Genomic DNA, 9,299 nt, shown 5'->3' with positions numbered 1-9,299 from the left:
GCTGCGCCGCAGACTCAAGATCGGACGCAGAGCGTCCAGGGCGGCATGCGACGCGGAGCGTCGCACGATAACTCGGTAGTTGGGATTATCGTTCCGCACGCGTTGGAGTGCAGTGAGGTGACTATTGTTATATTTAGGTACTGAGACGCCCATAGATCGGGCTTCTGCCCGGAGGGCGTAGGAGCTTCAGGAGGTTACGACGGCTGCGATGGGCTGCGAAGCGGCCCCAAAACAGGCCGCCTCGGGTGTGTCTGGTGTACCGAGGCGGCTGGTTTTACTGCCGGTTCCCGGCAGTTCGCGGACAAGTCCGCTCCTACGAAAATCGAGAGATCCCGGGCGAGCGAAGTGTCGCCAGGTCCTCTCCTACGAAAATCGGGAGATCGTGGATAAGCGAAGTGTCGCCCGGTCTACTATTGCGCCATCCTGGCGAACTCACACCAGCACAATCTGATTCTTGCCCTGGCGCTTGGCCTGGTACATCGCTGCATCGGCGCGGCCGTAGAGGGCTTCCAGGCCTTGGTCTTCCGGGCCTAGATTGGTCAGGCCCTGGCTGGCGGTGATGCTGAAGGTGCTGCCATTTGCCTGAAAGTTCTGGCGCTGGATCTCGCGTTGCAGGCGTTCGGCGATCTGCATGGCCATCTCCGGGGCGCAGCCAGGGAACACCGCTGCAAACTCCTCGCCGCCGATGCGGCCGAACAGATCGCCACGCCGCAATGCCGAGCGACCGCTTTCTGCGATGCGTTGCAGCACGGTGTCGCCTTCCTGATGGCCGTAGGTGTCGTTCACCAGTTTGAAGTCATCGATGTCCAGCAACAGGAAGGCCAGCGGCGTGCCGTTGAGGCGAGCCAGTTCGAACTCGCGCTGGGCGCACTCGAAAAAGTGTCGGCGGTTGCTGCTTTGGGTGAGGACATCGGTGGTAGCCAGGCGTTGCAGCTCATCTTCGAGGTGCTTCTTCTCGGTGATGTCTTCAGCGATGCCCACCACAATCAGGCGCTGACTCGCGTCGGCGCGGTGGCTGACGAAGCATTTGTCGCTGAGCCAGCGCACTTCGCCGTCGGCGCGAATGATGCGGTACTCGCGGTCCTCGACAGCGCCTTTCTCGATGACTTCGCTCAAGCTACGCTCGGCGTAATTCAGGTCATCGGGGTAGATGCTGTCGCGCCACTCGCTGTAGTCAGCCAGCAGCAGCCCGGCCGAGCGACCGAAAATGTGCTCGTAAGCCGGGCTGACGTAGATCATGCGCTGGGTTTCCCAGTCGAACGCCCACAAAACTGCGTTCACACTCACCAGCAACGAGCTGAACAATTGTTCGCGCTCGCTCAGGCGTGCAACTTCTGCCTGGGCGTGCATCAGGGCTAACAGGGTTTCTGCGGCTGCAGGCATATCAGTGATCGGCGTGCCGGGTAGGGCGGTAGGGGACTGCTTTTCCATAAGAGTGCATCTCAAGCGATTGCGGCCAGCGCCACACACCTTCCCAAAGAGCCCGGGAAAGATGATGAGATAGGATGAACGGGGGGAAGTTCCTGAACGGGCACGCCCACAGGGGGCGTGCCGATCAACGGTATCAGGCGTGAGCGGGGCGTAACGAGTAGGTTTTCAGCTGATCGGCGAACTCGCGCAGAGACTGAATACCACTGGCTTCGGCCTCGTGAATCCACTCTTTCATGGCGGAAAGCATGTCATGACCGTTGCTGCTGGTCTTGGCCCAGATCTGCTGCAAGGCCAGGCGCTTCTCGTAAATCACTTTCAGTGCGTGGCTGTGCTCGAGCATGGTCTGGATGCGCAGGTGGTGCTTGTCATCGAGCAGGCTGGTCTCGCGCGACAGCAGCCGTTTGGCGCGGCGGAACTGATGACGGACGGACTCGTCGGCCTTGGCCAGTTCCTGGGTAACCAGTGGCGCGATGACCAGCTTGCGGTACTGGGCCATGATCTGGAACCGGTTATTGAGAATCGCCATGGCGGTGTCCATGTCGATATGGCCCTTGCCTTCTACCCGGTGGGCGATAGGCGCGACCCGCTGGACCTTGGCCAGACGCAGAAAACTGAACAGCTTGATCCACGCCCAGCCCATGTCGAATTCCCACGGCTTGACGGAAAGCTTTGCCGAGTTGGGGTAGGTGTGGTGATTGTTGTGCAGCTCTTCGCCGCCGATCACGATGCCCCACGGCACCAGATTGGTGGCCGCATCACGGCATTCAAAGTTGCGATAGCCGACGGCATGGCCCAGACCGTTGACCACACCGGCAGCCCAGAACGGAATCCACATCATCTGGATGGCCCAGACGGTGATGCCGATGGCGCCGAACAGCGCCAGGTCGATGACTGCCATCAGGACGATACCCAGCATTTTGTAACGCGAGTACAGATTGCGCTCGATCCAGTCTTCCGGGCAGTTCTTGCCGTAGATACGCAGGGTGTCCTGGTTCTGGGCTTCTTCGCGATACAGCTCGGCGCCTTTGCGCAGTACGGTGGACAGGCCCTTGACGACCGGGCTGTGCGGGTCGTCGACGGTTTCGCATTTTGCGTGGTGTTTGCGGTGGATGGCGGTCCACTCGCGGGTGTTCTGCGCCGTGGTCAGCCACAGCCAGAAGCGGAAGAAGTGTTTCAGCCCCGCATTGAGTTCAAGCGAGCGGTGGGCCGAGTAGCGGTGCAGATAGACCGTGACCCCGACGATGGTCACGTGGGTCATCGCCAGCGTGACTGCTATTACCTGCCAGACTGAAAGGTCGAGCAAACCGTTGTACAACATAGGCTGTTTGGCCCTCGAAAAGTTACGTGTGAAGAAAAAAGTTACGACGGGCATTATCACTGACATCACACAGAAAACCAGTCACCCTTTCAGATAAGAGTCGCAGAATGTTTCTTGCTCTATAATCCTGCCTTTTCATAAGGTTTTTCGTTTCTGATGTCAGATTACTCCCGCGGCGCGCTGCGAACGGCCGTCCTGTATGGGCTGCTGTCCATTTTGTGGTTCATGGCGTGCGACCTCCTGCTGCCCCTTTTCATCGAAGAACCGGCTCGATTGGCGGTCTGCCATCAGATGACCGGTTACGCCTGGGTGCTGCTCAGCGCGGTGACGATATTCGTTGCGCGTGACAGATTGAGGAAAATCATCGGTGGCGAGGCGCATTTCGAGCGCCAGCAGGACGATTACGACCGGCTGCGGCTGGCCGAGGCGGTGTTCGACAGCACTCGTGAAGGCGTGCTGGTCAGCGATGCGCAAGGGCGGATCGTTCACGTCAATCGTGCATTTGTGGACATCACCGGGTATCAAGCCGAGGAAGTGCTGGGTTTCAACCCCAGCACGTTCAAATCCGGTCGCCACGGCCCGGAGTTCTACCGGCAGATGTACCACTCGCTGCTCAGCGTGGGCCAGTGGAGCGGCGAAATCTGGAACCGGCGCAAGAGCGGCGAGATTTACCCGCAGTGGCAGACCATTCGCAGCGTCAGTGGCGACGACGGCCAGCCGCGACATTTTGTGGCGGTGTTCTCCGACATCACGGCCATCAAACGCTCCGAGCATGAGCTGGCGCAACTGGTCCATTACGACGGGCTGACCGATTTGCCCAATCGCCTGCTGCTGACGGATCGCATCAGTCAGGCGCTGACGTCCGCGCGGTTCAGCAAGCGTGGTTGCGGCTTGTTACTGGTTGATCTGGATCATTTCAAGAATATCAACGATAGCCTCGGCCACAACGTTGGCGACGATCTGCTCAGGGCCGTGGCCGAGCGGCTCAAGGGGCTGTCTGATAACGAAATGACGGTGGCGCGGCTGGGTGGCGACGAGTTTGCGCTGCTGGTCAAAAACTGTCCGCAAATGGTCCAGGCCGCTGCGTTGGCGCAACAGGTCATCGAGGTATTGAAGGCACCGTTTGCTATCGCCGCGCATCAGCTGTTTGTCACTGCCAGCATTGGCATCAGCCTGTATCCCGGCGATGCGCTGAGCGCCGAGCAGTTGTTGCGCAATGCCGATTCGGCGCTGTTCAAGGCCAAAAGTGAGGGGCGCGACTGTTATGCGCTATACACAGAGGAACTGACCGCCCACGCCCAGCAGCGCGTGCAACTGGCCGGCGAGCTGCGTCAGGCCATCGAACAGGGCGAGTTGCGGGTTTTCTACCAGCCGGTCCACGACCTCATCACCCGTTCTGTCTGCGGCGTCGAAGCGCTGGTGCGCTGGCAGCACCCTACGCGCGGAATGGTTTCGCCGGGCGAATTCATTCCCATCGCCGAACAGAACGGCCTGATCGCCGACATTGATGCCTGGGTGCTGAACGCCGCCTGTCGGCAGATGCGCGCCTGGCTGACCGAGGGCGTGTCGATTGCATTCGTCGCAGTCAATGTGTCCAGCCGTCTGTTCAGTCGCGGCGATCTCGACCGTCAGGTTGCGCAGGTGCTGCACGATACCGGGCTTGATCCGGCCTTTCTGGAGCTGGAAGTGACGGAAAGCGCAGTCATGGAAGACCCCGAACAGGCGATTGAACAACTGCACCGGCTGCGTGAGCTGGGCCTGAGCCTGGCCATCGATGACTTCGGCACCGGTTACTCTTCACTGTTGCGGCTCAAGCGCATGCCGGTGCAGAAGTTGAAGATCGACCAGGGGTTTGTGGCCGGGCTGCCGGGTGATGGCGACGATAGCGCGATTGTCCGAGCCGTCATCGCACTGGGCGCCAGCCTGGGCATGCGCGTGCTGGCGGAAGGCATCGAACAGGCCAGCCAGGCTGCCTTTCTGCTGGAGAACGGCTGTCAGTTGGGGCAAGGCTACTGGTTTGCACGGCCGATGGCTGCGCACCTGATCGACTGGTCTCACGCGCCTGTTTTTGACCCCGGCGCGTCCTGAAAAGATCAGGCTTGCCGGGGGGGGCAACGCATCCTGGCGAGGCACCGACTTGCTAAATGTCTTTTGGTTATATCTGCATTCCTAAATAGTCTTTTTAAGAATATCCGCGCGTCACTATTATTGCCCTACCGCCATACGCCATCGCCCCCAGTCGCGAAGGCCGGCAACTCACATTTCAAGGAAAAAGATAATGAGCGCATCTCTACGTAGTGTTGACGGTCAGGACGAAGCAGCAATTCTGCGTGAGATTCAGAGTGCGTTACGTGACCTGCGTTTTGGCGCCGTCGAAATCACTGTGCACAACGCGCAGGTGGTGCAAATCGAGCGCAAGGAAAAGTTTCGTTTGCAGAACCCCGCCGCCAAGCAGAGCTGAAACGGCACCCGACTGGTCCACCGGAGGCTTCATCCTGACTCCTGATACAACCCTGAAAAAAAGCAGCGCGTCGGTGCGGATGCCGCTCTGACGCGCGAAGAAGAAATCAAAACAGCCAACACACTGCATTCCAGGAGCTTCATCTATGTCCATTCGCCGTTTTGCTCTGGCCGCTCTCGCCAGTGCTGTTTTCGCAGGTTCGGCTGTTGCCAAGGATTACGAACTGCTCAACGTGTCTTACGATCCGACACGCGAGCTGTATCAGGATTACAACGCAGAATTCGTCAACTTCTGGAAAAAATCCCATCCAGACGACAACGTGAAGATTAACCAGTCTCACGGCGGTTCGGGCAAGCAGGCGCGTGGCGTGATCGACGGTCTGCGTGCCGACGTAGTGACCCTGGCGCTGGCCGGTGATATTGACGAAATCGCCAAGCTCGGCAAAACCCTGCCTGAAAACTGGCAGACCCGCCTGCCGGACGCCAGCACGCCGTACACCTCGACCATCGTGTTTCTGGTGCGCAAGGGCAACCCCAAAGGTATCAAGGACTGGGGCGACCTGATCAAGAAAGACGTTTCTGTGATTACCCCCAACCCGAAAACATCCGGCGGTGCGCGCTGGAACTTCCTGGCGGCCTGGGCCTACGGCCTGAAGGCGGGTGGCGGCGATGAAGCCAAAGCCAAGGAATACGTGCAGACGCTGTTCAAGCACGTGCCGATTCTGGACACCGGCGCTCGCGGCTCGACCATCACCTTCGTCAACAACGGTCAGGGTGACGTGTTGCTGGCCTGGGAAAACGAAGCATTCCTGGCGCTGAACGAAGACGGCGGCAAAGGCAAGGACAAGTTCGATATTGTCGTACCTTCGCTGTCGATCCTTGCCGAACCTCCGGTTGCGATGGTCGACAAGAACGCCGAGAAGAAGGGCAACACCGAGATCGCGACCGAGTACCTCAAGCACCTGTACAGCAAGGAAGGTCAGGAAATTGCTGCAAAAAATTACTATCGTCCACGCAATACCGAAGTCGCTGCCAAATACGAGAAGCAATTCCCGAAACTTGACCTGGTGACTATCGACAAAGACTTTGGCGGCTGGAAGACTGCGCAGCCGAAGTTTTTCAATGATGGCGGCGTGTTCGACCAGATTTACCAAGCGCAATAAACCGAATGACGATGCCGCGCGAGCGGCATCACAGGTTTGGTCAAGCAGCCCGGATTAACGTCCGGGCTTCGTGCAAGTGAAACCAGGGACTTTTATGTCGCGTCGTATCTCCCCCGTCATTCCCGGCTTCGGGCTGACGCTGGGCTACACCTTGGTGTACCTCAGTCTGATTGTGCTAATACCGCTGGCCGCCATGTTCATACATGCCGCGCAGCTTACCTGGGATCAGTTCTGGACCATCATCACGGCGCCTCGCGTGATTGCGGCACTCAAACTGAGTTTCGGCACCGCGTTCTACGCGGCCCTGATCAACGGCGTGATCGGTACGCTGCTGGCCTGGGTGCTGGTGCGCTACACCTTCCCCGGCCGCAAGATCATCGATGCAATGATCGATTTGCCGTTCGCCCTGCCGACCGCCGTGGCCGGTATCGCCCTGACAGCGCTGTACGCACCCAATGGCTGGGTCGGGCAGTTCGCCGCTGATCTAGGCTTCAAGATCGCCTACACCCCGTTGGGTATCACGCTGGCGCTGACGTTTGTCACGCTGCCGTTTGTGGTGCGTACCGTGCAGCCTGTGCTGGCCGATATCCCGCGAGAAGTCGAAGAGGCCGCCGCCTGTCTGGGCGCGCGTCCGCTGCAGGTGTTCCGCCACATCCTCGTTCCGGCCTTGCTGCCGGCCTGGCTGACCGGCTTCGCCCTGGCGTTTGCCAGAGGCGTGGGCGAGTACGGTTCGGTGATTTTCATAGCCGGCAACATGCCGATGAAAACCGAGATTCTGCCGCTGCTGATCATGGTCAAGCTCGACCAGTACGATTACACCGGCGCGACCGCTATCGGCGTGATGATGCTGGTGGTTTCCTTCATTCTGCTGCTGCTGATCAATTTGCTGCAGCGGCGTATCGAAACCCCATCCTGAGGAGGCGCAGAACATGTCTTATTCATCTGTTTCAGCCGCCGCCTCCGCCAACGCCGCCCGTTGTGGCAGCGCGGTGTCGCGGCGTATTCTGATCGGCCTGTGCTGGCTGGTCTTCGTGCTGTTTCTCGGCTTGCCGCTGTTTATCGTGGTGTCGCAGGGGCTGAAAAACGGTCTGGGTGCATTTTTTACCGCCATCCTTGAACCGGATGCCTTGTCGGCCCTCAAGCTGACGGTGATTGCGGTGCTGATTTCGGTGCCGCTCAATGTGGTGTTCGGCGTCAGCGCGGCGTGGTGCGTGAGCAAATACTCGTTCCGTGGCAAGAGCATTCTGGTCACGCTGATCGACCTGCCGTTCTCGGTATCGCCGGTTATCGCAGGTCTGGTCTACGTGTTGATGTTTGGTGCGCAGGGCCTGTTCGGGCCTTGGTTGCAGGACCACGACATCCAGATCGTGTTTGCCCTGCCGGGCATCGTACTGGCGACCATCTTTGTCACCGTGCCGTTCGTGGCGCGTGAGCTGATCCCGCTGATGCAGGAGCAGGGCACGCAGGAAGAAGAGGCCGCACGGCTGTTGGGTGCCAACGGCTGGCAGATGTTCTGGCACGTTACGGTGCCGAACATCAAATGGGGCCTGATCTACGGCGTGGTGTTGTGTACTGCGCGGGCGATGGGCGAGTTTGGTGCCGTGTCGGTGGTCTCCGGGCACATTCGCGGCGTTACCAACACCCTGCCGCTGCATGTCGAAATTCTCTACAACGAGTACAACCACGTCGCAGCCTTTGCCGTGGCGAGCCTGTTGCTGATCCTGGCGCTGTTCATCCTGCTGCTCAAGCAGTGGAGCGAATCACGCATTAACCGTCTGCGCCATAACGCGGCGGAGGAATAATCATGTCGATCGAAGTCCGTAACGTCAGCAAGAATTTCAACGCCTTCAAGGCCCTGAACAACATCAGTCTGGACATCCAGAGTGGCGAGCTGGTCGCTTTGCTGGGCCCGTCAGGCTGCGGCAAGACTACTTTGTTGCGCATTATTGCCGGTCTGGAAACTCCGGATGACGGCAGCATCGTGTTCCACGGTGAAGACGTTTCCGGCCATGACGTGCGTGATCGCAACGTCGGGTTCGTGTTCCAGCACTATGCGCTGTTCCGCCACATGACCGTGTTCGACAACGTCGCCTTCGGCCTGCGCATGAAGCCCAAGAGCGAGCGCCCGAACGAAACGCGCATTGCGGAGAAAGTCCACGAGTTGCTGAACATGGTGCAACTGGACTGGCTGGCTGATCGATACCCGGAGCAGTTGTCCGGTGGCCAGCGTCAGCGGATCGCCCTGGCCCGTGCGCTGGCGGTCGAGCCGAAAGTGCTGTTGCTGGACGAGCCGTTCGGCGCGCTGGACGCCAAGGTCCGCAAGGAGCTGCGTCGCTGGCTGGCGCGCTTGCACGAAGACATCAACCTGACCTCGGTGTTCGTGACCCATGATCAGGAAGAGGCCATGGAAGTGGCCGACCGCATCGTGGTCATGAACAAGGGCGTGATCGAACAGATCGGCTCGCCGGGCGAGGTGTACGAGAACCCGTCCAACGATTTCGTCTACCACTTCCTGGGTGACTCCAACCGCCTGAGCCTGGGTGACGAAGGCCATGTGCTGTTCCGGCCGCACGAAGTCTCGTTGTCACGCCAGGAAATCGAAGACCACCACGCCGCCGAAGTCCGCGACATCCGCCCGCTGGGCGCGACCACACGGGTGACGCTGAAGGTGGAAGGGCAGAACGAACTGATCGAGGCCGAAGTGGTGAAAGACCACGACAGCCTGGTGGGCCTGGCCAAGGGCGAGACACTGTTCTTCAAGCCGAAGGTGTGGCAGAAGCTTTGAGGGGCTGGGTGCACGCGCTGGAGCGATGCTCCAGCGCTCATCGTTGTGCACAAATCCGCTTTTGATTCTGGCCTAAGGCCGTGGGAGTGGACTTGTCCACGAAAGCTCCATTCCGGGCGATACATCTTCAGCGGATGTAACG

General features: G+C 59.5%; 8 protein-coding genes. 6 read left to right on the top strand and 2 right to left on the bottom strand.

What is annotated here, in order from left to right:
* Positions 1-432 precede the first annotated feature (432 nt).
* The gene (locus DW49_RS0123100) at positions 433-1,431 is read right to left on the bottom strand and encodes a GGDEF domain-containing protein (protein ID WP_003380261.1); all 999 of its coding nucleotides are present in this window, start codon (positions 1,429-1,431) and stop codon (positions 433-435) included.
* Positions 1,432-1,564: 133 nt separating this feature from the next.
* Positions 1,565-2,749 carry a delta-9 fatty acid desaturase DesA gene (desA, locus tag DW49_RS0123095; protein ID WP_005613760.1) on the bottom strand — a complete coding sequence of 395 codons (1,185 nt, stop codon included), beginning with the start codon at positions 2,747-2,749 and terminating at the stop codon, positions 1,565-1,567.
* 156 nt (positions 2,750-2,905) lie between these two features.
* On the opposite strand from desA, the gene dibA reads away from it, so the two are divergent.
* The 6 genes from dibA (at position 2,906) to DW49_RS0123065 (ending at position 9,157) form a co-directional block, all read left to right on the top strand.
* Positions 2,906-4,837, top strand: coding sequence for a phosphodiesterase DibA (dibA, locus tag DW49_RS0123090; protein WP_024421001.1), 1,932 nt, complete (start codon positions 2,906-2,908; stop codon positions 4,835-4,837).
* Between the two features lie 190 nt (positions 4,838-5,027).
* Positions 5,028-5,210, top strand: a complete 183-nt coding sequence (gene oscA, locus DW49_RS0123085; protein ID WP_002551397.1) for a sulfur starvation response protein OscA — start codon at positions 5,028-5,030, stop codon at positions 5,208-5,210.
* 145 nt (positions 5,211-5,355) lie between these two features.
* On the top strand, positions 5,356-6,372 hold the full coding sequence (locus tag DW49_RS0123080; protein WP_005613764.1) for a sulfate ABC transporter substrate-binding protein: 1,017 nt from the start codon (positions 5,356-5,358) through the stop codon (positions 6,370-6,372).
* Positions 6,373-6,466: 94 nt separating this feature from the next.
* Entirely contained in the window at positions 6,467-7,288 is an 822-nt protein-coding gene (gene cysT, locus DW49_RS0123075) for a sulfate ABC transporter permease subunit CysT (RefSeq protein ID WP_003380254.1), read from the top strand.
* Positions 7,289-7,301: 13 nt separating this feature from the next.
* A complete protein-coding gene (cysW, locus tag DW49_RS0123070) occupies positions 7,302-8,174 on the top strand; it encodes a sulfate ABC transporter permease subunit CysW (RefSeq protein ID WP_005613765.1) in 873 nt (290 codons plus the stop codon).
* 2 nt (positions 8,175-8,176) lie between these two features.
* Positions 8,177-9,157 carry a sulfate/molybdate ABC transporter ATP-binding protein gene (locus tag DW49_RS0123065; protein WP_003380252.1) on the top strand — a complete coding sequence of 327 codons (981 nt, stop codon included), beginning with the start codon at positions 8,177-8,179 and terminating at the stop codon, positions 9,155-9,157.
* Positions 9,158-9,299 lie beyond the last annotated feature (142 nt).

Origin of the sequence: Pseudomonas avellanae BPIC 631 (assembly GCF_000444135.1) — a bacterium.
Lineage (GTDB): Bacteria > Pseudomonadota > Gammaproteobacteria > Pseudomonadales > Pseudomonadaceae > Aquipseudomonas > Aquipseudomonas avellanae.
Note: the sequence above shows the minus strand (reverse complement) of the source record. Positions and strands in the feature narration are given on the sequence as shown.

Bases quoted from the DNA above. Each gene is read 5' to 3' on its own strand.
- dibA (WP_024421001.1), top strand. From the start codon at position 2,906: ATGTCAGATTACTCCCGCGGCGCGCTGCGAACGGCCGTCCTGTATGGG.
- cysW (WP_005613765.1), top strand. From the start codon at position 7,302: ATGTCTTATTCATCTGTTTCAGCCGCCGCCTCCGCCAACGCCGCCCGT.
- desA (WP_005613760.1), bottom strand. From the start codon at position 2,749: ATGTTGTACAACGGTTTGCTCGACCTTTCAGTCTGGCAGGTAATAGCA.
- DW49_RS0123080 (WP_005613764.1), top strand. From the start codon at position 5,356: ATGTCCATTCGCCGTTTTGCTCTGGCCGCTCTCGCCAGTGCTGTTTTC.
- oscA (WP_002551397.1), top strand. From the start codon at position 5,028: ATGAGCGCATCTCTACGTAGTGTTGACGGTCAGGACGAAGCAGCAATT.
- DW49_RS0123065 (WP_003380252.1), top strand. From the start codon at position 8,177: ATGTCGATCGAAGTCCGTAACGTCAGCAAGAATTTCAACGCCTTCAAG.
- DW49_RS0123100 (WP_003380261.1), bottom strand. From the start codon at position 1,431: ATGGAAAAGCAGTCCCCTACCGCCCTACCCGGCACGCCGATCACTGAT.
- cysT (WP_003380254.1), top strand. From the start codon at position 6,467: ATGTCGCGTCGTATCTCCCCCGTCATTCCCGGCTTCGGGCTGACGCTG.